The following is a 24,090-nucleotide window of genomic DNA, read 5'->3' on the forward strand; positions in this document are numbered from 1 at the left end:
TTGCTCTTGTCGCGGCGGGGACGGCTCGTGCGGGTTCTCTCAGCGCAGGACGAAGGGATTGCCGGTGGGGGCGCCGGTGTTGATCCAGACCGTCTTGTCCTCCAGATAGGAGGTGAGGGCGGCGATGCCGTTCTCGCGGCCGAGGCCGGAGTCCTTGAAGCCGCCGAAGGGCGCCAGATAGCTGACCGCGCGGTAGGTGTTGACCCAGACGGTGCCGGAGCGGATGCGGTCGGCCATGCGGAAGGCCCGGCCGATGTCGCCGGTCCACACGCCGGCGCCGAGGCCGTAGCGGCTGTCGTTGGCGATCTCGACGGCCTCGTCCTCGTCCGTGAAGGGGATGACGGACAGGACGGGGCCGAAGACCTCCTCCTGGGCGATGCGCATGCTGTTGCGTACGCCGGTGAAGACGGTCGGTTCGACGAACCAGCCGCCGCGGTCGGCTGGCTTGCCGCCGAGGACGAGCCGGGCGCCCTCCTGCCGGGCGATGCCGATGTAGTCGAGGACCTTGGCGTACTGGGCGGGTGTGGTGATCGGCCCTACCTGGGTGCTCTCGTCCATCGGGTCGCCCATGCGGGCCGTGCGGGCGAGATCCACCAGGCGGTCCACGACCTCGTCGTGCACGTCCTGTTGCACCAGCAGCCGGGAGCCGGCGATGCAGGTCTGCCCGGTGGCGGCGAAGATGCCGGAGACGGCGCCGTTGACGGCTGCCTCCAGATCGGCGTCGGCGAGGACGATGTTGGGTGACTTGCCACCGAGTTCGAGGCTGACGTGCTTGAAGTCGCGGGCGGCGGCCTCGTTGATACGGCGGCCCGTGGCGTCCGAGCCGGTGAAGCTGACCTTGCGGACCAGCGGGTGTTCGACGAGTGCGGCGCCGACGTCCTGGCCGAACCCGGTGACGACGTTGAACACGCCGGGCGGCAGCCCCGCCTCGTGGAAGAGCCGGGCCAGTTCCAGGGTGGAGGCGGAGGTGAACTCCGACGGCTTCACCACCACCGTGCAGCCCGCGGCCAGGGCCGGAGCGATCTTCCAGGCCAGCAACAGCAACGGGGAGTTCCACGGTGTGATGACCGCGACCACCCCGACGGGCTCCTTCCTCGTGTAGGCGAAGTAGCCCTTCTTGTCCAGTGGCGGGACGGTGCCCTCGATCTTGTCGGCGAGGCCGCCGTAGTAGTGGAACCACTGGGGGACGTAGGCGACCTGGCCGTGCATCTCCGTGAACAGCTTGCCGTTGTCGCGGACTTCGGTCTCGGCGAGCCGGCGGGCGTTCGCGGCGATCGTGTCGCCGAGCCGCCGCAGCAGGGCTCCGCGTGCGCTGGCGGTCAGCTCGGCCCAGGGCCCGGTGTGCAGGGCGCGGTGCGCGGCGCGGACCGCGTTGTCGACGTCCTGGGGTGTGCCCTTGGCGATCTCGGCCCATGGGGTGCCCAGGTAGGGGTTGTCGGTGGGGAACCATTCACCGCCGGCGGCCTTGCGGCTCTCCCCGTCGACGAACAACTCGTAGCGCTGCATGGAAGGCGATCCCGTCGGCTAGAAGGTGGCCAGGCCGAGTGCGGCGCGGAGGGAGTTCTTGTTGGCCACGCCGTCGCGGGGCGGCAGGGCCCGCGGTGGCTCGGTGGTGTCGATCAGGACATGGGCGTACGTCGTCGCCGAGCGCGCACGGATACGGGCGGCAAGGCCCTCGGTCTGGGCGAGGTCCGTGACGCGCACCGTGTTCTGGATGCCGAAGCCCTGCGCGACGGCGACCAGGTCGGTGCCGAGCTGGGTGTGGCTGGGCTGCATGCCGGTTTCGCCGAAGTGGGCGTTGTCCAGGACGACCAGGGTGAGATTGGGCGGGAGTTGGGCGCCGATGGTGGCCAGTGTGCCGATGCCCATGAGGTGTTCACCGTCTCCGGTGACGGCGACGACCGGGCGGTCCGGCTGGGCGAGGGCGAGGCCGAGGGCGAGCGGGGCGGCGGCACCCATCGCGCCCCACAGGTAGAAGGTGCCGGGGCGGTCACCGGCGGCGAACACGTCGTAGCTGGGCGAGCCGAGGCCGGTCACCAGCAGGGTGTCCTCGGGAAGCCGGGAGACCAGGTCGGCGACGAAGCGGCGGCGGTCGAGACGGGGCAGGGTGTCGGTGGCGGTCATCAGTCGCGCTCCCACTTCTTGCGGCCGATCAGTTTCTGTCCGAGCAGCACCGCGACGCGCTCGCCGGCTTCGAACACGGAGTCCAGGGCCGCCTCGACGGTCTCCTCGACGTCCTCGGGGCGGTCGGCGCGCAGGACGGTGATGCCCATGAGTTCCAGGGCCTGCTGGGTGGTGCGGCCCATGGGGCTCTGCCAGGGATTGAACTCGGCGTACTCGCCCCGCATGGTCACCAGCGTGAGGAAGGGGAACTGGCCCATCTGCAGCAGGGAGAACATGTTGACGCAGTTGCCGACGCCACTGCTCTGCATCAGCAGCACGGCCTTCTGACCGCCCAGCCAGGCCCCGCTGACCACGGCGACGCCTTCCTCCTCGGTGGTGAGCACCACGTCGTGGATGGCGGGGTCGCGCTGTGCCTCGCGGATGGTGTGGGAGTGACCGGAGTCCGGGACGTAGGCGATCTGCTGGACGCCGCGTTTCTTCAACGCGGCGAACACGTCCTCCTGCCAGGAAGGGGCCGGGGCATGTGTCTGACTCATCCGTAGCGACTCCGTAATCGGTCGACTCAAGGTACGGAGCATCATGAATGCTGATGGATGAGTTTGGACAATAGAAAACAGTGATGCCTATATGCGATGCGCGCATGCCGGGCGGCCGCAGTCCTGTGACCTGGGGCCGGTCAGGAGCCCTCGTTGAGGAAGGCCGTGACGAGAGCTCCGGCCTCGGCGCGGCATTCCTCGAAGTACGCGTGCCGGGCACCCGGGAACACGTGTGTCCGGGCGTCGGGGATGCGGGCGGCGAGCAGCGGGAGGTTGTCGGGCGGGGTGAGCCGGTCCTGGTTGCCGTGCAGGATCAGGGTAGGGGCGGTGATCAGGGGCAGGGCGTCCCAGGCGTCGTGACCGTTGCTGGCGAGCAGGTGACCGCGGCGGGCGTGCGGGGGCATGTCGGGGTCGCCGAGGGTGGTGTAGGGGCCGGGGTGGGCCGCGCGCCACGCGGGGCTGTACATCAGGTCGGTCAGGGCGTCGCGGGCGGCCTCCGGGTCGGCCTGAGCCAGCGCGCGCCGTACCGAGGTGTCGCGTTCGACGGCGTGCGGGCCGCCGGGGGAGGTGCAGCCCAGGATGAGGTGCTGCACCCGCTGCGGGTGGCGGGCGGCGACCCACTGGGCGACCCGCCCGCCCATGGAGGTCCCGTAGACGTCGGCCCGCTGGATGCCGAGGCCGTCGAGGACGGCCATCACGTCGTCCGCGAACTGCCATGTCGAATAAGGCCCTTGGGGTTTGTCGCTGGTGCCGGTGCCGCGCATGTCCATGGTGATTGTGCTGTGCGTGGCGTGGAAGTCCTCGCGTACGCCGTCCCACCAGTGGTGGTTGTTCGCCTGTCCGGCGAGGAGGACTAGCGGATGGCCGTCTCCCCGCTGCTGGCAGGCCAGTGCCGTGCCGTCCTGGGCGCGGACGACGGCGTCGAGTCGGTGACTGGTGTCAGTCATGGTGTTTCCTGCAGGCTTCCGGGTCGGTGGTCTCGGTCGTTTGCGGGGTGCGGGTCATTCGTCCTCGGCGGGGCTGCCGTCTCCCTGGATCCGTGCGGAGGGCCATCTGCCCTGCGCCACCATGGAGTTGATCTGGCGGACCAGTTCGCGTGCCACGACCTCCACGGCGGGCGGTGTGCGCCCGGACCGGGGTGTACCGAGGACGATCGAGCGCCACACGTCGGGTTCGCACAGCGGCGCGGCGCTCAGGGCGCCGCGCGCCACGTCGTCGGCGATGCCCACGCCCGGCAGGACGGTCCAGCCGTGCCCCGCCTGGACGAGCTGCTTCTGCACCCGCATTGAGTTGGTCTGCACGACGACGTCCATGGCGGCCCCGGACCGCCCTGCCGCCGCGTCGATCAGCCTGCGCAGAGCATGGCCGGAGGCAGGCATGACCAGTGGGTGCGCGGCGGCCTCCGTGAAGGGAACGGGACGGTCGGCGTGGAGGCCGGCCGACGGCGGAGCGACCGCCCACAGTCGCTCCCGCACCAGCGGGTGGGCGTTGAGCGAGGGCGTGCTGTCCAGGTTGTACAGGAGCGTCAGGTCCAGGTCGCCGTCGTCGAGCCACTGCTGCAGATGGCCCGAGTAGGCGGTCATGAGGCGAAGTTCGACGCCGGGATGGTCGTGGGCGAGGGTCGTCACCAGTGGCTCGGCCAGCAGGTCGCTGGTGCTCTCCAGTAGTCCGACGGTGACGATGCCGGTCACCTCGCCGGGGGCGGGCTGCACCTCGGCGCGGGCCCGCTCCAGCTCGTTCAGGGCGCGCCGCGCCCGGTCGACCATGATCGCTCCGGCCTCCGTGGGCCGCATGCCCTGCCCGGTGCGCTCGAAGAGGTCGACGCCGAGCTCCTGTTCCAGGGTGCGGATCTGCCGGGTGACCGCGGGCTGCACCAGGTGCAGCAGCTCTGCGGCGCGCGTGACGCTGCCCACCTCGGCGACCGTGACGATCGCCTTGAGCTGCTTGATGTCCAAGGCGCGCCCTCCTTCCCGTGCCATCCCCAGCACGCATGGGGGTATTACGTATTGCTATTTTCCTTAGTTCGTCATGACTGCTCATGATGGTACTCCTGCACGGGACCCGCACCCTCCTGGAGATCACCCCATGACCGAGCTCCCCGCAGCGCCACCGCTCTCCGGTGTCACCGTCGTCAGCATCGAGCAGGCCGTGGCCGCTCCTTTCGCCACCCGTCAGCTTGCCGACCTCGGCGCGCGGGTGATCAAGGTGGAGCGGCCCGGTGGGGGCGACTTCGCCCGGCGGTACGACACCACGGTGCACGGCGAGTCCAGCTACTTCGTGTGGCTCAACCGCTCCAAGGAATCGGTGACGCTGGACCTGAAGGCGGACGCCGGTCGCGCGATCCTGGAGCAACTGCTGGCCGATGCCGATGTGTTCGTGCAGAACCTCGCCCCGGGCGCGGCCGCCAGGATGGGCCTGGGCGCCGAGGCCCTTGCCGAGCGCTTCCCCTCCCTCGTCCCGTGCTCGATCTCCGGCTACGGCTCCACCGGACCGTGGGCCGACCGCAAGGCGTACGACCTGCTGGTGCAGTGCCAGACCGGCCTGGTCTCGCTCACCGGCGACGAGCACGGCGGGGCCCGGGTCGGGGTGTCGATCGCCGACATCGCGGCCGGCATGTACGCCTACTCGGGCATCCTCACCGCCCTGTTCACCCGGGCCACCACCGGCGTCGCCCGTGCCGTGGAGGTCTCGCTGTTCGAGGCGCTGGCCGAGTGGGTGAGCCAACCCGCCTACTACACCCGCTACGGCGGCACCCAGCCCCCACGGCTGGGCACGCAGCACGCCACCATCGCCCCGTATGGCGCCTACACCGCGGCCGACGGCAAGGACGTCCTGTTCTCCATCCAGAACGAGCGCGAATGGGCGGCCCTGTGCGAGCAGTTCCTGGGCCGACCCGGGCTCGTCACGGATCCGCGCTTCGCCACCGGCTCGGCCCGAGTGGCCCACCGCTCAGAGCTCAACGCGATCGTGGCCGAACGCATCGGTGAGCTGGACAGCCATGAGGTGACGAAGCTGCTGGACGCGGCGGGCATCGCCAACGCCGGCGTGAACGACATGAACGAGTTCCTGGCCCACCCCGTGCTCAGCGGCCGAGACCGCTGGCGGGACGTACGGATCCCCGGCGGAGCCGCGGTGTCCGCGCTGCTGCCGCCGGTGGATCTGGCCGGCACGGCCCCGCGCATGGACGCCGTCCCCGCCGCGGGGGAACACACCGCCACCATCCTGGCCGACCTGGGATACGGCCCGGCCGACATCGACGGGCTGAAGGCGCGGCGCGTCGTCTGAACCGCCGCTCGCCACCCCTTACTTCTCACTTCAGCAAGGAGCTTTACCGCATGGGCACCCTCGACGTCCTGTCCGAGGACGAGCAGTTCATCGTCCGGACCGTGCACGACTTCGTCGACAAGGAAGTGAAGCCCGTCGTCCAGGAGTTGGAGCACGCGGGCACCTACCCCGAGGCCCTGATCGAGCAGATGAAGCAGCTCGGCATCTTCGGCCTCGCTGTCCCCGAGGAGTACGGCGGTACCCCGGTCTCGACCCCCTGCTATGTGCTGATCACCGAGGAGCTGGCCCGCGGTTGGATGAGCCTGGCCGGGGCGATGGGCGGCCACACCGTGGTCGCCAAGCTGCTGCTGCACTTCGGCACGGAGGAGCAGAAGCGCCGGTACCTGCCGAAGATGGCCACCGGTGAGATCCGCGCGACCATGGCCCTGACCGAACCGGGTGGCGGCTCGGACCTGCAGGCCATGCGCACCGTCGCCCGCAAGGACGGCGCCGGCGGATACGTGGTGAACGGCACGAAGACCTGGATCACCAACTCCCGCCGCTCCGGCCTGATCGCGCTGCTGTGCAAGACCGACCCGGATGCCGCCCCCGCCCACCAGGGCATCTCGATCCTGCTCGCGGAGCACGGCCCCGGGCTGACCGTCTCCCGCGACCTGCCCAAGCTCGGCTACAAGGGCGTGGAGAGCTGCGAGCTGTCCTTCGAGGACTACCGAGCCCCGGCCGACGCCCTCCTCGGCGGAGTGGAGGGCAAGGGCTTCGCCCAGATGATGAAGGGCCTGGAGACCGGACGCCTCCAGGTCGCCGCCCGCGCCCTCGGGGTGGGCCGGGCGGCCCTGGAGGACGCCCTCGCCTACGCCCAGGAACGCGAGTCCTTCGGCAAGCCGATCTGGAAGCACCAGTCGATCGGCAACTACTTGGCAGACATGGCGACTTCGCTCACCGCGGCCCGGCAGCTCACCCTCTACGCCGCCCGGGAGGCCGACGCGGGCCGCCGCGTGGACATGGAGGCCGGCATGGCGAAGCTGTTCGCCTCCGAGACCGCCATGCAGATCGCCCTCAACGCCCTCCGCATCCACGGCGGTTACGGCTACTCCACCGAGTTCGACGTCGAACGCTACTTCCGCGACGCTCCGCTGATGATCGTGGGCGAAGGCACCAACGAGATCCAGCGCAACGTCATCGCGAGCCAGCTCGTCAAGCGCGGAAGGCTGGACGTATGAGGATCGTCGTCATTGTGAAGTATGTGCCCGACGCCACTGGCGACCGGCACTTCGCCGATGACCTGACCGTCGACCGGGACGACGTGGACGGTCTGCTCTGCGAGCTGGACGAGTACGCGGTCGAGCAGGCGCTGCAGATCTCCGAGAACTCCGACGACGACGTGGAGATCACCGTCCTGACGGTGGGTCCGGAGGACGCCAAGGACGCGCTGCGCAAGGCGCTGTCCATGGGCGCGGACAAGGCCATCCACGTGGAGGACGACGACCTGCACGGCACGGATGCGATCGGTACCTCGCTGGTGCTGGCGAAGGCGATCGAGAAGGCCGGCTTCGACCTGGTGGTCTCCGGCATGGCGTCCACCGACGGCACCGCCGGCATCGTCCCGGCCCTGGTCGCCGAGCGGCTGGGCGTCCCGCAGGTGACCCTGCTGTCCGAGGTGAGCGTCGAGGACGGCACCGTCAAGGGCCGCCGTGACGGCGACGCCGCGTCCGAGCAGCTTCAGGCGTCCCTGCCCGCGGTCGTGTCGGTCACCGACCAGTCGGGCGAGGCGCGTTACCCGTCCTTCAAGGGCATCATGGCGGCGAAGAAGAAGCCGGTCGAGTCGTGGGACCTGTCCGACCTGGAGATCGACGCCGAAGAGGTCGGTCTGGCGGGTGCGTGGACGAAGGTCGAGTCGGCGGCCGAGCGTCCGGCCCGCACCGCGGGCACGATCGTCAAGGACGAGGGCGAGGGCGGCAAGCAGCTCGCCGCCTTCCTCGCGAGCCAGAAGTTCATCTAAGGGGCCCGTGGCCCCATCGAGGGCCCGTAGTCCCTTCGAGGCTCAACTCCCTTACCGCCCCTCAGACTTCGCAATCCGCAGGAGAGCAATCCCATGGCTGAAGTTCTCGTCTACGTCGACCACGTGGACGGTGCCGTCCGCAAGCCCACCCTGGAGCTGCTGACCCTGGCCCGCCGCATCGGCGAGCCGGTCGCCGTCGCGCTGGGCAACGGTGCGGCCGACACCGCCGCCGCGCTGGCCGAGCACGGCGCCGTCAAGGTGCTGACGCACGAGGCGTCCGAGTACGCCGACTACCTGGTCGTCCCCAAGGTCGACGCCCTGCAGGCCGCCGTCGCCGCCGTCTCCCCGGCCGCGGTGCTGGTCCCCTCCTCCGCCGAGGGCAAGGAGATCGCCGCCCGTCTGGCGCTGCGCATCGGCTCCGGCATCATCACCGACGCCGTCGACCTGGAGGCCGGCGACGAGGGCCCGGTGGCCACCCAGTCGGTGTTCGCCGCCTCCTTCACCACCAAGTCCCGTATCAGCAGGGGCACCCCGGTCATCACCGTCAAGCCCAACTCCGCCGCGGTGGAGGCCGCCCCGGCCGCAGGCAGCGTCGAGGACCTCGCCGTCACCTTCTCCGAGGCGGCGACCGGCACCAAGGTCACCGGTCGCACCCCCCGCGAGTCGACCGGGCGTCCGGAGCTGACCGAGGCCGCGATCGTGGTCTCCGGCGGCCGCGGCGTCAACGGCGCCGAGAACTTCGCCATCATCGAGGCCCTCGCCGACTCCCTCGGCGCGGCCGTCGGCGCCTCCCGCGCCGCCGTGGACGCCGGCTGGTACCCGCACACCAACCAGGTCGGCCAGACCGGCAAGTCCGTGTCGCCGCAGCTGTACATCGCCAACGGCATCTCCGGCGCCATCCAGCACCGGGCCGGCATGCAGACCTCGAAGACCATCGTGGCGGTCAACAAGGACGCCGAGGCCCCGATCTTCGACCTGGTCGACTACGGCGTGGTCGGCGACCTCTTCGACGTCGTCCCCCAGCTCACCCAGGAGATCAACGCCATCAACGGCTGAGCGGCCACCCGCAGAGCAGGGCGGCCCGGAGGCACGCCGGATGCAGCTGCCCCGGCGTACCTCCTCTCAGCCTGCCGTGCGGTCAGGCCCAGGGTGTGACGGGTTGGAAGCTGCGGTCCGCGCGGAAGAGGTCGGTGGCTGCGTATCGGTCGACCCAGAGCTCGCCGTTGCGGTGGCGGATGTAGTAGCCGGGGAAGTTGTACGACTCCAGGGCGACCGAACCGGCGGCGGTGCCGGGGTGGGCGTTGAACGTCGCGTCTTTGGCGAAGGCCGCCGTGCCGTCGTTGCCGTCGACCCGGATCCGGAACGAGGAGTGCCGCGCGTAGAGGCCGCTCGCCGTGCGCAGGGAGTAGCAGTTGGGGTCGGCGAGGCCCGGGACGACGGTGAAGGTGGCGTCCTGCTTCGTCAGCGCCGTGCTGTCGGCGGTCACGGGGTCGGTGTAGCCGAGGAAGTCGCGATGGCGCATGTACCGGTCGGGGTAGTTCACCGACTGGAAGGACCGGGTGGTGTTGAGCGGGAGCGTCACGCCTCCGGTGACGGTCTCCTTGACCACGGTGAGGTGCTTGACGGTCCCCGACAGGCCGGGCAGTTCGGCGGGTGTGGTCCAGGTCTTGAAGGTGTCGTAGCTGTCTGCGTAGTAGAACCTGCGCCGGTTGTAGTCCTCGAAGAAGATGCGCCATCCGCCGTTGTCCAGCTCCACCAGGACGGGGCCTTCACCGTCGAGATCGACCCAGTTCCCGGTCTTGGTGATCGTCCAGGGGCCGGTCAGGGTGCCAGCGGTGGCGAAGTCGATGGACTTGGTCGAGGTGCTCTTGAGGAACGCGTGGTAGGTCGAGCCGATCTTCACAACGGTGGTGTCGATGTAGCCCGGTCCGTGGACGGCCCCCGTCAGGGGAGTCGGGGTGCTCCAGGCCGTCAGTGTGCTGTTGGTCGCGGTGACGACGTAGGGGTTGAAGGCGCCCGTCGCCTCGCCGTTCAGGTGCAGGGAAACGATGATGTTGACGCTGCCGTTGCCCGGGTCGATGAACCACTCCGGGGCCCAGGCGTTCCCGACGCCGGGGAGGGCGAGGGTGATGTTGCCGAGGAAGGTCCAGCTCTGCCGGTCCGAACTGCGGGCGAAGCCGATGGTGTTGCCCGTCCAACCGCTGGTGTAGGTGACGTAGTACAGGCCGTCTGTGTGCCGGAAGACGCTGGGGTCGCGTACCAGCCCGGAGGGTGGTGTGTAGGCCGGTCCCTTCACCAGGTTGAAGCCTGTGGCGTCCGCGGAGTCGTACACGTACATGTTGCGCTCACTGGAGTACGTGAATGCGGTCATCGTGTACCGCGACGTCCGGCCGGCGGGCGGGGCCGCGGCGTATGCCGCACCGCTGAGCAGGGGAGAGGCCAGAACCGCGGGGGTCGCGCCGAGGGCAAGGAGCGCTCTCACGGCGCTTCTTCGACTGGGGCCCGGCAACGTCATGATTCCTCCTGGAAGGTGTGCGGGTTTGCCTACGCCGAGGGCTGGGCGGGGCATGGGTAACTGTCACTGGTGCGACATTTCGAACGAGGTTCGTAGTGTCGGCCAGAAGATAAGTAAGCGCGGAGAGTCCGTCAACGGAACTGACAGGTACGGTTCCGTGAATCGTTGGTCGGGGGGCGGCATGCGGTCTGCCGGAGGCCGCGCTTCCGGCAGACCGAGCCGCTCAGCGTTCCAATTGGGCGAACCCCGGCCTCACTTGCCGTAGTACGCGTTGTGGATCGTGATCACCGACGTATTGCCCTTCTTGTCGGTGATCTTGGCGTGGAGGGAGATGCTCTTCTCCTTCGCCGGGTTCTTGATGGTGACCTTTCCGTTCCTGACGTCGGCCTTCTTCCAGGTCCTGCCGTCGTCGTACGACACGTACACCGACAGCGACTTGAGGCCCAGGCCCTTGGCCGCGCCTTCGACGGTGACCGGGAAGGTGACCGTCCGTCCGGCCTCGACCATGCTGTCGAGACCCGTCTTCGCTTCGAAGCGGACTGTAGAGACCGGCAGTTCGGTCGGCAGGCCGGAGGACGGCCTCTTGGAGTGGAACGTCCAGCTCGCGTCGATCCGCGTGGTGGCGGCCTGAACTTTGGCGCTCCGCTTGACCGTGGTGGTGAGCGTGTACTCGGCGTCACCGGCCGGGACTTTGAACACCTCGTTCCCGGTGAGCGGGTCGGCGTTCGAGCCGACCTTCCTGCCGTTCCGGTACAGCGTCGTGCGCGCCGAAATGATGTCCGTGTACGTCTCGTGGCCGGCACTGTCGGCGAAGAGCGGGATATTGCCGGAGATCCCGTCGGTGCTGTGGAAGACGCCGTACTCCCCGGGGATCACGCGGGGCGCGAACACCGCCGTGTTGAACGTCTTCCGGTAGGTCCTGCCGCCCTTGAGTTCCTCGTAGGAGCCGGTGTTGGCGGAGGCGTCGGAGATCGGGTCGTCCTCGTCCTTCTTCCCCGAGTACTGCCGGAAGTCGAAGTACCACTCGGCCCCTTCCCCGGTCGAGAGGTGCAGCGTGCGGGTGGCGGGCAGCTTCTGCTCGACCGGGGTGTGGAGGCCGTAGCCGGAGGGTATGGCGGCGGTCAGCGCGATCGCGCCGGTTTTTCCGGGCGACGAGGCGCCCAGGCCGGCCTTCACTGTGGCGAGCTCACTGGCCTTGTAGTGGTGGACGCGGTCGCCGACGACCTTCTTGACCTCGCCTCCGCCGACGATGTCGTACTCGGTGCCGTTGCCCTTGGTCCACTGCCCCGACCAGGTCTGGACGAGACCGGAGGGCTGCGCCGGGCCGACGTGCGCGATACGGATGTCGGAGAAGGATGGAAGTGTCAGGGAGTTCCAGATGTCCGCGGGCTGGTACTCGTACGACACCAGGGCCTGCAGCGGCTTGGCGCCGGCGTCCGGCACCGTGATGTCGGCCGCCCGGGTCTTGTTCAGGTCGAACGTGACCATCGTGTCCTTGTCGACCTTCAGCACGGGCTGGGCCAGCCAGTCGGCGCCGCCCTCGGCCGAGTCGACGGCCTTCTGGCTGAACGAGTCGAGCATGTAACTGCCCTTGGGGACGCGGAAGGTGACCGCGTTGTCGCCGGAGACGTTCGTGTAGCCCCCGGCACCGCGGAGGGCCGGGGTGAGGGTGGTGAAGTGGACCGGGGTCCGTCCTGGGCGGTTGACGAACTTCACGGTGACGTCGTACGCCTCCGTCTCCCGTTCGACACCCACCATGCTGCGGACGGTCTGGCCGCCGCCCGTGGCGGTCACCGCCGCCGAGTAGGCGCCGTCCAGCTTGCCGCCCGGCCTGGTGTTCACGGTGACGTCGACGGACGCCGTGCCGCCGGCCGGGACGGTGACCTTGTCAGCGCCGAGAGCGAAGAAGCCCGTCGGGGCCGCCTTGCCGTTGGGACCGAGGGCCTTGGCCGACAGGGCCAGCGTGATGGCCTTCTTCCCGAGGTTGCGGTACGTCAGCTTCTTGGTGGCGGGGGTGTCGTCGTTGTGCGGATACCGCTGGAGGGGGAAGCTCACCGAGGACGGATCGGCGACCACCGACTGGGGGAGCGCCTTGTCGACCCGGATACGGCCCGAGCCCTCCGCGATCCCCTGATAGGCGCCGCCCTTGGCCGAGGCCACCAGGGCTCCCTTCAGCTCACGGAACGTCCAGTGCGGGTGCTGCTGCTTCAGGAGGGCGGCGGCGCCTGCGACATGCGGGGTCGCCATCGACGTACCGGACAGCGTCACGTACCCGGGCGGCTTCTCCTGGTACTCCCGGGACACGACGCTGCCCGGTGCCAGGGCCGCGGTGATGTCGACGCCGGGTGCGGTCACGTCCGGCTTGAGGGCGCTGTCGGCGGTCGGGCCGAGGCTGGAGAACTCCGCCACCTCGTCCTTGCCGTTCACGGCTCCGACGGTGAGCGCGTCGGCCGCGCTGCCCGGGGAGTCGACGGAGTAGGGGCCGGCCTCGCCCTCGTTGCCGGCGGCGATGGCGAAGAGGATGCCCTTCTCCTCCGACAGCCTGTTGACCTCGGCCTCCATCGGGTCGACGCCCGGGGTGTCGGCGATGCCGAGGCTGAGGTTGACGATGTCGGCGCCCTGCTCGGCTGCCCAGTCGATGCCCGCGATGATGGCGGAGTCGTCGCCGTCGCCCTTGTCGTTCAGGACCTTGCCGTTGAGGATCCTCGCGCCGGGCGCCACGCCCCTGTACTTGCCGCCGGACTTCGCGCCGGTGCCCGCCACGATGGAGGCGACGTGCGTGCCGTGGCCGAAGTGGTCGTCGGTGTCGGGCGACGACGTGAAGTTCTTGGCGGCGATCACCTGGCCCTTGAGATCCGGGTGGTTCGCGTCCACACCCGTGTCCAGGACGGCGACCTTGACGCCCTTGCCGTCGTAGCCCTTCGCCCAGGCTGCGGGCGCGCCGATCTGCGGCACGGACTTGTCGAGGCTGGCCTTGCGGATGCCGTCGAGCCAGACGTGGGAGACGCCCGAGGCCATGCCGTCCCCGTGGGTGACGGCGTCCCACAGCCGGGGCACGTCCGCGCTCGGCGTCCGGACGGAATCCATGTTCAGGTTCCGGAAGGTCCGGCGCAGCACGCTCGTGTCCCGGACGTCGGCCCGGGCCGCCTTCACCATGCCGACTGTGCCGTTGTAGCCGACGATGACCTTCAGACCGTCGCCCTGGTTCCTGCGGATGGCAGCCTTGTTGAGCTCGGTGATGTCGAACAGCCGCTGGTCGAGCCTGCCGCTCGCGATCATCTGGGCCGCGTCCGTCGGTATGACCAGGGTGTGGCCGTCGACCCGGCGCATCTGCACGGGGACCCGCTCGCGCCCCTTGGCCCGCTCCATCCCGACGACCTGTCCCTTGGCGCCGACGACGACCCGGTCGCCGGTGATGAGGGTGACGCGATGTCCGCCGAAGGCTTCCGCGCTCCTGACGGCAGTCGGCACGGTGGTCGGGGCGGGCGTCGCCTCTGCTGTGCTGGTCAGTCCTGCGGCGAGGGCTGTTATCGCCGTCGTCGCGGCCGCGGCCGCAGATGCTGTTTTCAGTTTTCTGCGCAAGGGTTCCCCTGTGCTGTTCCGTCGGGTGTCGCCGCTCGGCGGCGCAGTGTCCGCAGTGACGGTAGGAACGCGGATGCACAACAGTTCGTCGGTTGTGCGGCGACGACGTATCGATGTCGATGAAGGATCGATGGGCGGCTGTTACAAGCGCAGGTCATCCTCGATGCCACTGTCGGCCCACGCGGAACACGCTGTTTACACTCCCCGTTCGACAGTCGGACGTCGGCGGAAGGAGCAAAGGATGCGGCTTCGTCGACATCTGCTGCCATGCGTCGCGCTGGTCGCCTGCCTGGCCGGGTGCGGCGCGGTGGACGGCGGCGTCCAGGTCGAGGGCCCGCCGGTGACACCAAAACCCTGGTCGGGGCCGGTGTATATGACGGACTGGTTCGGGCGGTCCTGGCTGCACCCCAAGGAAGTCGCCCCGACCGGGCGCATTTACCTTGACCGGCTGACGTGGCGTGACTGGGGCTCGGCCCGGCCGCGGGCCACCGGCGTCGCATCGGACACGACCTGTCTGTCCGGCTGCCCCAACGGAGATCCCCCGAGCTACCGGGTCAAGGTCGTCCTGAGCGGGCTGGTCAAGCGCGGGGACGTCGCGTACTACAGTCACGTGCGGCTCATCCCCCTGCATCCCCCCGCGCCGTTCTGGGCGTATGGCCAGGACAGTGCGGACCTGGAGGTACCGGATGCCTGAGAACGGCAGAGCAGAAGACCGTGGGAGAGGGAGCGCCATGCACGACGTTCTGCTGGTCGAGGACGACGAGCTGATCCGGGAGACCACGCAGCTCATCCTGGAGCAGCGCGGCTACCGGGTGCGGACCGCGGCCGACGGGCTGACCGGGCTCGCGCTGTTCCGGGAACGCCATCCGGACGTGGCCGTGCTCGACATCATGCTGCCCGGCCTGAACGGGGTGAGCCTGGCCGGCCGTATCCGCGAGGAGTCGCGTGTGCCGGTGCTGCTGATCTCGGCCCGCAACGACCCGGTGGACGTGGTGATGGGCCTGGAGGCCGGTGCCGACGACTACGTCACCAAGCCCTTCGACGGCCCCGTCCTCGTGGCCCGCATCCGCTCCCTGCTGCGTCGCGTGACCCCCGCCGAGCAGCCGACTCAGGGCCCGCGCCTGCGCTTCGGGGACCTGGTCTTCTGCCCGGATTCCCTGGCCGTGGAGCGGGACGGAAAGCCGCTCACACTGACGGCGACCGAGCTGAAACTGCTGAGCGAGTTCGCCGCCGCGCCGGGGACCGTGCTCTCCCGGGATCTGCTCCTGGAGCGGGTCTGGGACTACGCCTGGTCCGGTGACACCCGGGTGGTGGACGTCCATGTGCAGCGACTGCGCGCCAAGATCGGCCGAGTGCGGATCGAGACAGTCCGCGGCTTCGGCTACAAGCTGCGCCCGTGAGACCGCCCGCCCTGAATGTGGGCACGAAGGTCGCCCTGGCCGTCGCTGTCGCGGCCGTGTGCGTGGCGGGTGCGATCGGGGTGCTGGTGCACCGGATCACCGCCGCCGACCAGCTGGCCGCCGCCCGCGCGGGCCTGGACCTGGAACTGGTGAGCGCGGCCCAGGACCACGCCGCCGGACGCGAGTCGCCTGCCCGGATCGACCCGCCCGATCTGCCCGGCCCGGTCACGCGGGCGGTACACACAGGAGTCCGCGTGACCTATCTGCAGGATACCGGTCAGCGTCGGGTGCTGTGGGCGGTGACTCCGGTCTCGGGCCGCAAGATGCTCGCGCTCTCCCGTTCGTACGCCCCCGAGGAACGGTCCCTCGCATCGCTCGACCGGGCGCTGCTGGCCACGGGCGCGACCGCCGGTGTGCTGGTGTCGCTGGTGGGACTGGTGCTGGGGGTGCGGATAGGCCGCCGGGCCACGGCCGCAGCGCGTACCGCGGAACGCATCGCCGACGGCGACCTGGACGCCCGTGTCCGGCCCCACGGCCATGACGAGATCGCCCGGCTCGCCGCCTCCGTCAACGCCATGGCGGACGCGCTCGGTGCCCGCCTGGAAGCGGAGCGCCGGGTGACCGCCGACATCGCGCACGAACTGCGCACTCCGGTCGCGGGCTTGTCGACAGCGGTCAGTGTGCTGCCGCCCGGCCGGGCATCGGAGCTGGTGGCGGGTGGTGTACAGAAGTTGCGCGGCTTGGTGGAGGACGTGCTGGAGGTGGCCCGGCTGGACTCTGAGGCGACGGCGGAGGACATCGAGCGGCGCGAGGTGAGCGCGATGGCCCGGCGTGCGGTCGCCGGACTCGACGGCGTGGATATACGGGTCACGGCGGACGCGGTCGTGGACACCGACCCCCGCCGCGTCGAACGCATCTTGGCCAATCTGGCCGCCAACGCCCTGCGGCACGGCGCCCCACCCGTGGTAATGGAGGTCGACGGCCCCGTCGTCCGGGTCTGCGACCACGGCCCCGGTTTCCCGCCCGATCTGCTCGCGGTACTGCACACCTCCGGTCCCCAGCGGTTCCGCACGGGCTCCCGGACCGGCGGCACCGGCCTGGGCTTGACCATCGCGACCGGCCAGGCCCGCCTGCTCGGCGCCCGCCTGACCTTCCGAAACCGTCCGGGCGGGGGCGCGGAGACGGAACTGCGGTTGCCGACCGGGTGATACGCATGCCCGCGACGCCTCGCTGGACGAACGACGGGGAGGGCCGGGGGGCCGGACACATGGCCGGTCAGCGGGATCAGCGGGCGCAGGTCTTCGGATCCAGCTTCTGGTGGATGCTCTGCCGCCGGGCGATCTTCCATTCCGCCCCGCTCGGAGACCCGCGCGGCCGGTGACATCGGAGCCGCATCCCCCTTGAGACCCGTGGTCCACGCCGTGGGCTGCTCAATCGTCCAAACCAGGTCCCCGATCAATCCGCGGGGTGCTCGAAGGATTGATTGCGCTGGTGGAAGGGGGGTGCCGACCAACTTTCCGGCTGCCAGCGTCGACCACAGTAAGCGCTGAACCCCGTCCTCGGATGCCGACGCCGACTGACCGGCAGCCGACAGCACGAAAGATCGAACACCATGACGTATCGCATCATGTCCACCAGAAAATTGCAGATCACCGCCGCCGCCGCGCTGGCGGGCGCCCTGTTCGTGGGCGCCGCCGCCCCCGCGGACCACCTCGCGGGGCCCACGCACTCGGCCCGCACGGTCGCGATCAACGGCACCGGCGCGCAGGACGTGGAGCTCGCCGCCTCCAGCTCCAATTCGAAGCCCATTTTCTACGACGTGGTCTGGGACCTGGACCGGGGCCAGGCGGGGTACGTGACCTTCATCAAGCAGCTCCGCGCGCAGGTCATCCTGGCGGCTTCGGGTCACCGTCGGGAGCACCCCGTGGGCAGGAACAAGCAGCTTGCCATCGACACCCTCAACAACCGGGCGTCCAATCGCTTCACGGATATCGAGGTGCAGACCGCCGGCCGCAGCATCCACCTGGTGGTCAGACTCAGTGATCTCTACGTCATGGGGTTCCACACCAGGGTCGACAATCCGAGCGACTACCACGGCTTCCAGTACGTGTACGTCCCCATCGCACACGACTCTCCGGAGCTGAACAACGCCCTGGTGACCGGCAACCCCAACGGGTCGTACACGAACCTGGTGGACTGGCAGGGCAACGAGAACTACAACGACATCACGCGTCTGGGGCAAACCCGGCTGACCGACACCACTGTCGGGCACGCGTCCCTAATACAGGCCGTCCGCGACATGCAGAATCCGCACCGGAGGAACCAGCAGCAGTGGATGCGCGGTCTGCTCCGCATGATCATGGCCGTGTCGGAGGCCGCCCGGTTCCGCCCCCTGGGTACGAGCGTGGGTCTCGCCTTCGACCACGGCGGCCACAAGATCACCAACAGCGACGTGGCCCTGATCCGCAACTGGCAGGGGCTGAGCAGCGTGTACCACCACTACGAGGGCGATGAACCCGGCACCTCCACGAGGGCAAGCATCGACATCCCGGGGCACGGCCACATCGCCGCTCTCGACGCGGTGATCAAGTTGCTCCAGATCGCCATGGACCTCACCAAGAAATCGTCCTGAACACCGGCGAGAACCCGAAACCCGAAGAACGAGCCCTGACCCCTCACGCGATGGCCGCGGCGGTTCCCGGCACCGTTTCATACGGATGCCGGGAACCGCCGTTCTGACGTCGGGCGCGGCGGGCACAGTCGGGGCCTCCCGGTCAGCCGGGCTCCTTGCCCGCACTGACCGGGCCTTCGGCGACCTGTCGCGCCGGGCCGCCCAAGGCGCGGCCTCGGCCTCGGCGCCGTTCGCTCAGGCGGAGGGAACAGCGTCGGCCGACGAGGGACGCACCGACGAGCCGATGGCTCAGCGCCCGGCTGCGGTGACGAGCGGAAGTCACAGGCGAGGGTGTCGTACCCGGCCTTCCCGAGCGCGGCGGGCCCTGCTCGATGTGCTCAAACCGGCCTTGTCGGCGCCGGCGTTTTGCAACCGGAGGGGTGACGGGGCCGTCTCCTTTGTCAGGACAATTAAGGGAGTCGAGTAGCGGCTGATTGTCCTGTGTCACCTCCTGTTCACCTGTGGTTCATGTATCCGTCGCGGTGTGACTCGTATGGTCGTCGCTCCCGATGTCCCTTTCGTCAGGTGTACGGAGGTACGCGCCATGGGCCGTCCCGAGAGACCCGTGGACCCGGAGGCCGGTCCCATCCAGTGCCTCGCTCATGAGCTGAGGGAGTTGCGCCGTTCCGCAGGCAATCCCTCCTACCGGACGATGGCCAAGGCGGCCGGGTTCTCCGCGACAACGCTGTCGACGGCGGCTGCTGGCGAGCGGCTGCCGGCGCTCGCCGTTGTCCAGGGGTACGTGCGGGCCTGCGGCGGCGACCCGGGCGAGTGGGAGCCGCGGTGGAAGGCGGCGGAGGCGCAGGCCGCGGGAACGGCGCGTGAGGAGGATGGGGACGCGTCGCCGCCGTACCGGGGGCTGACCCGCTTCGAGCCGGACGACCGGGATCTGTTCTTCGGCCGGGACCGGCTGGTGGAGGACCTGCAGGAGCTTGTGTGCGAGCACCGGTTCGCCGCGGTGTTCGGTGCCTCCGGCAGCGGCAAATCCTCGCTGCTGCGGGCCGGGCTGATTCCCCGTCTCCAGCACGAGATCGCGGCCCGAGGGCGGTCGGCGGTACTGCGGGTGCTGACGCCCGGCGACCACCCCGCGACCACCCACGGGCGCCTGCTCGCCCCGGCGGCGGACGAGCCGGAGAGCTGGGTGGTGGTGGATCAGTTCGAGGAGGTCTTCACTCTGTGCCGGGACCGGGCCGAGCGGGCTCGGTTCATCGACCTGCTGCTGACGGCCCGGGACGCGGACAGCCGACTGCGCGTGCTGATCGCCGTACGCGCCGACTTCTACGCCCGCTGTGCCGAACACCGCGGCCTCGCGGACGCCCTGCGCGGCGCCGGGCTGCTGGTCGGCCCGATGACCGCGGACGAGCTGCGGGAGGCGGTGATCAAACCGGCACAAGCGGTCGGGCTCCAGGTGGAGAGGGAGCTGACCGCGCGAATCGTGGAGGAGGTCCTCGACCAGGCAGGCGGGCTGCCGATGCTCTCGCATGCCCTGCTGGAGACCTGGCGACGGCGCAGGGGCCGCACGCTCACGCCGGCCATGTACGAAGCGGCGGGCGGGGTGCGCGGTGCGATCGCGGCCAGCGCCGAGGAGGCGTACGGGCAGCTGACCGCGGCCCAGCGGTGTGCTGCACGGCACCTGCTGCTGCGGATGATCGAGCCGGGCCGGGGCACCTCCGACACCGCGCGCCCACTCACCAGGGCCGAGCTGGACGGCTGCACCGGCCCCGACGTCCCGGTGGTGGTGGAACGCCTGGCCCGCGCCCGCCTGCTAACCGTCGACGGGAACGGCGTCCACCTCGCCCACGAGGCGCTGATCACTTGCTGGCCCCGGCTGCACGACTGGGTCGACCAGGACCGCGAACGACTGCGCCACCACCGGGCCCTGAGCGAGGCCGCCCGCACCTGGCTGGAGCACGACCGCGACTCCGGCACCCTGTACCGGGGCACCCGGCTGGCCCGCGCGGAGGAGTTCTTCCCGGAACACGAGCGGGGCCCCGCCCTGACCACGGCGGAACGGGAGTTCCTCACCGCGGCGGTCGACGCCCGCGAGGCCGAACGACGGGCGGCCGCCCGCTCCACGCGCCGGGCCCGGACCGGGATCGGCGTGCTGGCGGCCGTGGTCGTGGTGGCGCTGGTCGCCGGTCTGTCCGCCTGGACGCAGAGCCGGAACAACGAGCGCCGGAGCACCGAGGACGCGGCCCGCCGCATCGCCTCCGTCGCGGACGCACTGCGTACGACCGACCCGCGCACCGCGCAGCTGCTGGGCGTCGCGGCCTGGCGCGTGGCCCAACTGCCGGAGTCCCGCCGGGCGCTGCTGGGCTCGCTCGGCCAGCCGGAACTCGACACCTTCAGCGATCCGGCTCCTGGAGAGGGGCTTTCGCGCTTCCTGACCGACTCGGGCCGTACGCTGCTCAGCGCCGAGGGGCGCACCTGGCGGACCTGGGACGTGGCCGGGCACCGGCGGACCGGCTCGGGACGGCTGCCCGAGGACGGAAAGGTAGTGGGGGCCAGTCCGGACGGCCGGCTGTTGGCAGTCCACGGGAACGACGCAGTACGGCTGTGGGACACCGCCGCACGGCGGTGGAGCGGGCAGCGGTTGCCGGCCTCGTCCCTCGTGGGGTTCACCGGGCACAGTTACGTCGTGGGTGACGGGGACAGTCTCCAGGTGCAGGCGCGTTCGGCCGCGGACGGACGGCTGCTCCTCAGGACGGAGGCGGAGAGCGGGGCGGTGGTGGCGCCGAGCGCGGACGGCCGGCTGGTCGCCTTCTGCCCTCTCGACGGCGGGCTGCAGGTGCGGGACACGAATAGCGGACGCACGGTGCACGGGGCCTGGGAACGGGCACCCGGTGTCTGCGGTGAGGAACGGTCGCGCCTGACGCTCGGCGGTGGGGAGCGGCTCGCGGCGGTGACCGGGAGCGGCGTGAGCGTCTTCGACGTCGGGTCGGGGGAGCAGCTGGCAGACCTCGCGGATGCGGGCGCGCAGTACGCAACCTTCAGCAAGGACGGAGACTTCCTGGCGACCGCCGACGGGAAGGAGGTCAGAATCTGGCGGCTGGGCGTCGACGCCCCCGTGTTCCGGCACCCCCTCAACGGTCAGCAGCTGCACGGCGGCCCGGTCTGGGACTCCGAGCGGCCGGTGCTGCGATATCTGGAGGGCGGCACCGTGCACTCGCTGGACGTCGTGACGGCCGTGACGTCTGCTTGGCAGGACCAGCCGCTGGACAAGGTGCTGCTCAGCCCGGACGGCCGTACCCTCGCCACCGCCCGGCGCGTCGGCGATGGCTACCGCGTCGAATTGCGTGAGATCCTGCCCCACTCTCGGCCTCGCTCAAGCGGGGGCACTCCCATCGGGCGGCTGCTGAGGGCTCTGCCTCCCCCGCCGCTCCCTGTCGCCCGCGACCGCTTCGCACCCGTACTCCCGGAGAACTGCTCTGTGCTGCTGACGTTCGGCCCCGACGGCAAGACGCTCGCGTACGGCATATCGGCGCCCGGCAACGACGCGTCCGCGCAACGTGTCACGCTCTGGGACGTCGCCCGGGGCCGGGCCCGCACGACGCTGGACCTGGTGACAAAGACGCCGGCCGGGGCGGTCACCACGATCGCACTGGGCCCGGACGCCCGTACGCTCTACGCCACCCGCACACTGGCCGACGGCAAGCTGAGCAATGAGACCTGGGACACCGCCCACCACCGGCGGACGGCGGCCCTGACGGCCCTGACCAGCAGCCATCTGGCCGTCCGTCCCGACGGCCGGCTCCTGGTCGGGGACAATCGCACGGCGGCCCTGCCCGGTGGCCAGGTCACCGGCCGCCATCTCGTCCAGGGCGACGAGATCGGAGCCCTTGCCTTCGCCGCCGACGGCTCGCGACTGGTGGCAGGGGACCGGACGGGCCGGGTGGCACTGTGGGACGGGAAGCTGCGAGCACAGGCAGGGGTGCTGCGGAACGTCTTCCCCGAGCTCGCGGACGGCACGTCCGACGCGCGCTTCGGCGACTCCTCGGAGGCCATCAGCGCCCTCGCGGTCAGCCCTGACGGGCGCACGCTGGCGGTGGGCGGCGAGGCGGGATCCCTGCAACTGTGGGACATCGCCACGCAGCAGCCCCTGGGTGCACCCGTGACGACGCCCGGCGAGGCGATCGACACCCTGGCGTTCAGCGCCGACAGCGACACGGTGTACGCGGGGAGCGCACACGTGCCACTGCAGCGGTACTCGATCGATCCGACCCGAGCTGCCAAGTCGGTGTGCGCGAGGACGGGCAACGCCGGCCTGACGCGGGCGCAGTGGCGGACGTACGTGCCCGGGGTGTCGTACCGGAAGGTGTGCGGAGACTGAAGGAGCCGGATTGATTGCCCTGGTGGCAGGCGTAGTCGATCAACCCGGTGCCCTCCACGATCTCTCCCATCGCTGCACTGAACCGATGGGAGAACGACCCATGCGTCTCAAGAAGCCCGGCCGCGGAAGGCCGGCCGTCCTGATCCCCGCGCTCGCCCTGCTCCTGATCCCCTTCTCAGCGGGGACGGCCAGCGCGAACACCAGCCCCGGCTGGGGCGACGACAAGCCGGACGTCATCGCTGACTGCAACGCCGGCAAGCCAGACCTGTGCCAGTACCACCAGGTGAACGCGTGGACCGCGAGGGGCAAGCGGCACCAAGCCACCAATGTCGTGTCGAACTGCGCGAGCACCAGGGACCTCACCGACACGCTCACCGCCAGCTACACCACCGGCACCTCGTACTCGTACGAGCAGTCGCGGTCGCTCGAGATCAGCGCCGGGTTCGCCTCGAACGGCATCTCGTCCGGCATCACCGCCAGCAACTCGTCCACCGAGACGTGGGGTGTCAACAGCACCAACACCATCACCCAGACCTTCACCGCCACCATCCCGGCCGGCATGAAGGGCGCCTACTGGTTCCAGCCGTACGTCCGGCACTCCCAGGGCTGGATCGAGGTCCACTACCACAAGAAGCAGCATGGCCACTGGATCTGGTACTACAACGGCAAGGACACCGGCCACGTGCACATCGACACCCCCGTCCTGTGGAAGGACGGCGCCCTGAGGGGCCAGATCAAGGGTGAATGGTTCTGGGCCACCTGGAAGTGCTGACGCTTGCCGCAAAGGGGGGCCAGGGCTCAGGTCGCCATGAGCACCGGCCCTCCCGACGGAGCCATCTTACGGGCGCGATCCGCTAGGTGTATGAGGCCAGGACGTTGGTGACGGTCTGCCCGAGTGTTGCTGCGGGTGGTAGTCCGTCGAGGGCGGTGTGGAGTCGGTGGTAGTTGTAGTGGATGTTCCACACCGCCAGCGCCTGGGCTCGCTGTGTTTCGGAGGTCTAGGTGCGCGCGTACAGGAACTCTTCTGCCAGGATCCGGCTGTACCGTTCCACTTTCCCGTTGCGCCGGGGTGTGTACGGTCGGATCCGTTGGTGCCGTGAGCCGAGTAGGGCGCGGGTGAACGCGTCGGCCCGGTAGCAGGCACCATTGTCGGTGACGAGCAGTTCGATGCGGGTGATGCCGTGTGCGGCAAACCACGCCCTGGCTCGGTGCAGGAACGCGATCGCCGTCGAGGCTTTCTCATCCGGCAAGGGTTCGGTGTAGGCGAGGCGGGTGTGCCCGTCGATGGCGGAGTGTAGGTACACGTACCCTCCGCGGCCGGTCTTCTTCTTGTTCCGGCTGGCTGCCCGGGAGTGGTCGCTGTCTCAGCCGTGGGCTTGCCATCCGCCGCCGTCAGGTATCCGTCCGGCCTTCTTCACGTCGATGTGCACCATGTGTCCCGGCCGGCGAGCGGTGATGGTGCGTGGTTTCCGCGTGGTGTGGCCGTCGGGGTCGATGAATCGTCGTCTACTCAGACCGAGATGGGGGTCGTGTCCCTCGTCGTGGTGTTGGGGATCAACTGGAGGGCGTGTTCGGGGTGTTGGGTAGTGCGGGGGTGCTTTCGGGGAGTTCGCGGTAGATCTCGCCCATGCTGCCTTCGGGGAGGTAG

Annotated in this window: 18 protein-coding genes and 1 pseudogene; 11 read left to right on the forward strand and 8 right to left on the reverse strand. The window is 69.9% G+C overall.

Annotation, left to right across the window (positions count from 1 at the left end; all coding sequences use genetic code 11):
* Positions 1-39 precede the first annotated feature (39 nt).
* From LJ657_RS40405 to LJ657_RS40425, 5 genes are all read right to left on the reverse strand, one after another.
* On the reverse strand, positions 40-1,506 hold the full coding sequence (locus LJ657_RS40405; RefSeq protein ID WP_232654676.1) for an aldehyde dehydrogenase: 1,467 nt from the start codon (positions 1,504-1,506) through the stop codon (positions 40-42).
* 18 nt (positions 1,507-1,524) lie between these two features.
* Positions 1,525-2,124 (reverse strand): thiamine pyrophosphate-dependent enzyme, encoded by a 600-nt coding sequence (locus tag LJ657_RS40410; RefSeq protein ID WP_232654677.1) that lies wholly within the window; start codon positions 2,122-2,124, stop codon positions 1,525-1,527.
* Entirely contained in the window at positions 2,124-2,660 is a 537-nt protein-coding gene (locus LJ657_RS40415; RefSeq protein WP_232654678.1) for a thiamine pyrophosphate-binding protein, read from the reverse strand. The genes LJ657_RS40410 and LJ657_RS40415 overlap by 1 nt, the downstream gene beginning before the upstream one ends.
* 140 nt (positions 2,661-2,800) lie before the next feature.
* Positions 2,801-3,607 carry an alpha/beta fold hydrolase gene (locus tag LJ657_RS40420; protein WP_232654679.1) on the reverse strand — a complete coding sequence of 269 codons (807 nt, stop codon included), beginning with the start codon at positions 3,605-3,607 and terminating at the stop codon, positions 2,801-2,803.
* Between the two features lie 54 nt (positions 3,608-3,661).
* Positions 3,662-4,615, reverse strand: coding sequence for a LysR family transcriptional regulator (locus LJ657_RS40425; protein WP_232654680.1), 954 nt, complete (start codon positions 4,613-4,615; stop codon positions 3,662-3,664).
* 130 nt (positions 4,616-4,745) lie between these two features.
* On the opposite strand from LJ657_RS40425, the gene LJ657_RS40430 reads away from it, so the two are divergent.
* The 4 genes from LJ657_RS40430 (at position 4,746) to LJ657_RS40445 (ending at position 9,000) form a co-directional block, all read left to right on the forward strand.
* Positions 4,746-5,945: a CaiB/BaiF CoA transferase family protein gene (locus tag LJ657_RS40430; protein ID WP_232654681.1), complete on the forward strand. Its 1,200-nt coding sequence runs from the start codon at positions 4,746-4,748 to the stop codon at positions 5,943-5,945.
* Between the two features lie 50 nt (positions 5,946-5,995).
* On the forward strand, positions 5,996-7,165 hold the full coding sequence (locus LJ657_RS40435) for an acyl-CoA dehydrogenase family protein (protein WP_232654682.1): 1,170 nt from the start codon (positions 5,996-5,998) through the stop codon (positions 7,163-7,165).
* Positions 7,162-7,944 (forward strand): electron transfer flavoprotein subunit beta/FixA family protein, encoded by a 783-nt coding sequence (locus LJ657_RS40440; RefSeq protein ID WP_232654683.1) that lies wholly within the window; start codon positions 7,162-7,164, stop codon positions 7,942-7,944. The genes LJ657_RS40435 and LJ657_RS40440 overlap by 4 nt, the downstream gene beginning before the upstream one ends.
* A gap of 93 nt (positions 7,945-8,037) precedes the next feature.
* Positions 8,038-9,000 carry an electron transfer flavoprotein subunit alpha/FixB family protein gene (locus tag LJ657_RS40445; protein WP_232654684.1) on the forward strand — a complete coding sequence of 321 codons (963 nt, stop codon included), beginning with the start codon at positions 8,038-8,040 and terminating at the stop codon, positions 8,998-9,000.
* A gap of 82 nt (positions 9,001-9,082) precedes the next feature.
* Here LJ657_RS40445 and LJ657_RS40450 read toward each other — a convergent pair whose 3' ends face one another.
* Both LJ657_RS40450 and LJ657_RS40455 read right to left on the reverse strand, forming a co-directional pair.
* Entirely contained in the window at positions 9,083-10,459 is a 1,377-nt protein-coding gene (locus LJ657_RS40450; RefSeq protein ID WP_232654685.1) for a glycoside hydrolase family 43 protein, read from the reverse strand.
* A gap of 252 nt (positions 10,460-10,711) precedes the next feature.
* The gene (locus LJ657_RS40455; RefSeq protein ID WP_232654686.1) at positions 10,712-14,041 is read right to left on the reverse strand and encodes a S8 family peptidase; all 3,330 of its coding nucleotides are present in this window, start codon (positions 14,039-14,041) and stop codon (positions 10,712-10,714) included.
* A 241-nt stretch (positions 14,042-14,282) separates the two neighbouring features.
* Here LJ657_RS40455 and LJ657_RS40460 point away from each other — a divergent pair, with 241 nt between their 5' ends.
* The 7 genes from LJ657_RS40460 to LJ657_RS40490 all read left to right on the forward strand — a co-directional run bounded on the left by LJ657_RS40460 (position 14,283) and on the right by LJ657_RS40490 (position 23,214).
* Positions 14,283-14,735 carry a hypothetical protein gene (locus LJ657_RS40460; RefSeq protein ID WP_232654687.1) on the forward strand — a complete coding sequence of 151 codons (453 nt, stop codon included), beginning with the start codon at positions 14,283-14,285 and terminating at the stop codon, positions 14,733-14,735.
* 37 nt (positions 14,736-14,772) lie between these two features.
* Positions 14,773-15,441: a two-component system response regulator CseB gene (cseB, locus tag LJ657_RS40465; RefSeq protein ID WP_232654688.1), complete on the forward strand. Its 669-nt coding sequence runs from the start codon at positions 14,773-14,775 to the stop codon at positions 15,439-15,441.
* Complete coding sequence (locus LJ657_RS40470; RefSeq protein ID WP_232654689.1) at positions 15,438-16,649, forward strand: ATP-binding protein; 1,212 nt, start codon at positions 15,438-15,440, stop codon at positions 16,647-16,649. Before cseB ends, LJ657_RS40470 begins: the two co-directional genes overlap by 4 nt.
* 5 nt (positions 16,650-16,654) lie before the next feature.
* Positions 16,655-16,822 carry a hypothetical protein gene (locus tag LJ657_RS40475; RefSeq protein ID WP_232654690.1) on the forward strand — a complete coding sequence of 56 codons (168 nt, stop codon included), beginning with the start codon at positions 16,655-16,657 and terminating at the stop codon, positions 16,820-16,822.
* 231 nt (positions 16,823-17,053) lie between these two features.
* On the forward strand, positions 17,054-18,073 hold the full coding sequence (locus tag LJ657_RS40480) for a ribosome-inactivating family protein (protein WP_232654691.1): 1,020 nt from the start codon (positions 17,054-17,056) through the stop codon (positions 18,071-18,073).
* 583 nt (positions 18,074-18,656) lie between these two features.
* On the forward strand, positions 18,657-22,442 hold the full coding sequence (locus tag LJ657_RS40485; protein WP_232654692.1) for a WD40 repeat domain-containing protein: 3,786 nt from the start codon (positions 18,657-18,659) through the stop codon (positions 22,440-22,442).
* A gap of 100 nt (positions 22,443-22,542) precedes the next feature.
* Positions 22,543-23,214, forward strand: a complete 672-nt coding sequence (locus LJ657_RS40490) for a hypothetical protein (RefSeq protein WP_232654693.1) — start codon at positions 22,543-22,545, stop codon at positions 23,212-23,214.
* 82 nt (positions 23,215-23,296) lie between these two features.
* On the opposite strand, the pseudogene LJ657_RS40495 reads toward LJ657_RS40490, so the two are convergent.
* Positions 23,297-23,962, reverse strand: a pseudogene (locus tag LJ657_RS40495) (integrase core domain-containing protein); the annotation flags it as partial.
* Positions 23,963-24,090: the final 128 nt, after the last annotated feature.

Origin of the sequence: Streptomyces guryensis, assembly GCF_021261325.1 — a bacterium.
GTDB lineage: Bacteria > Actinomycetota > Actinomycetes > Streptomycetales > Streptomycetaceae > Streptomyces > Streptomyces guryensis.

Excerpts from the sequence above, each read along its gene's own strand:
- LJ657_RS40410 (WP_232654677.1), bottom strand. The coding sequence starts at position 2,124 with ATGACCGCCACCGACACCCTGCCCCGTCTCGACCGCCGCCGCTTCGTC.
- LJ657_RS40435 (WP_232654682.1), top strand. The coding sequence starts at position 5,996 with ATGGGCACCCTCGACGTCCTGTCCGAGGACGAGCAGTTCATCGTCCGG.
- LJ657_RS40405 (WP_232654676.1), bottom strand. The coding sequence starts at position 1,506 with ATGCAGCGCTACGAGTTGTTCGTCGACGGGGAGAGCCGCAAGGCCGCC.
- cseB (WP_232654688.1), top strand. The coding sequence starts at position 14,773 with ATGCACGACGTTCTGCTGGTCGAGGACGACGAGCTGATCCGGGAGACC.
- LJ657_RS40440 (WP_232654683.1), top strand. The coding sequence starts at position 7,162 with ATGAGGATCGTCGTCATTGTGAAGTATGTGCCCGACGCCACTGGCGAC.
- LJ657_RS40445 (WP_232654684.1), top strand. The coding sequence starts at position 8,038 with ATGGCTGAAGTTCTCGTCTACGTCGACCACGTGGACGGTGCCGTCCGC.
- LJ657_RS40415 (WP_232654678.1), bottom strand. The coding sequence starts at position 2,660 with ATGAGTCAGACACATGCCCCGGCCCCTTCCTGGCAGGAGGACGTGTTC.
- LJ657_RS40450 (WP_232654685.1), bottom strand. The coding sequence starts at position 10,459 with ATGACGTTGCCGGGCCCCAGTCGAAGAAGCGCCGTGAGAGCGCTCCTT.
- LJ657_RS40475 (WP_232654690.1), top strand. The coding sequence starts at position 16,655 with ATGCCCGCGACGCCTCGCTGGACGAACGACGGGGAGGGCCGGGGGGCC.
- LJ657_RS40480 (WP_232654691.1), top strand. The coding sequence starts at position 17,054 with ATGACGTATCGCATCATGTCCACCAGAAAATTGCAGATCACCGCCGCC.
- LJ657_RS40490 (WP_232654693.1), top strand. The coding sequence starts at position 22,543 with ATGCGTCTCAAGAAGCCCGGCCGCGGAAGGCCGGCCGTCCTGATCCCC.
- LJ657_RS40430 (WP_232654681.1), top strand. The coding sequence starts at position 4,746 with ATGACCGAGCTCCCCGCAGCGCCACCGCTCTCCGGTGTCACCGTCGTC.
- LJ657_RS40485 (WP_232654692.1), top strand. The coding sequence starts at position 18,657 with ATGGGCCGTCCCGAGAGACCCGTGGACCCGGAGGCCGGTCCCATCCAG.
- LJ657_RS40460 (WP_232654687.1), top strand. The coding sequence starts at position 14,283 with ATGCGGCTTCGTCGACATCTGCTGCCATGCGTCGCGCTGGTCGCCTGC.
- LJ657_RS40420 (WP_232654679.1), bottom strand. The coding sequence starts at position 3,607 with ATGACTGACACCAGTCACCGACTCGACGCCGTCGTCCGCGCCCAGGAC.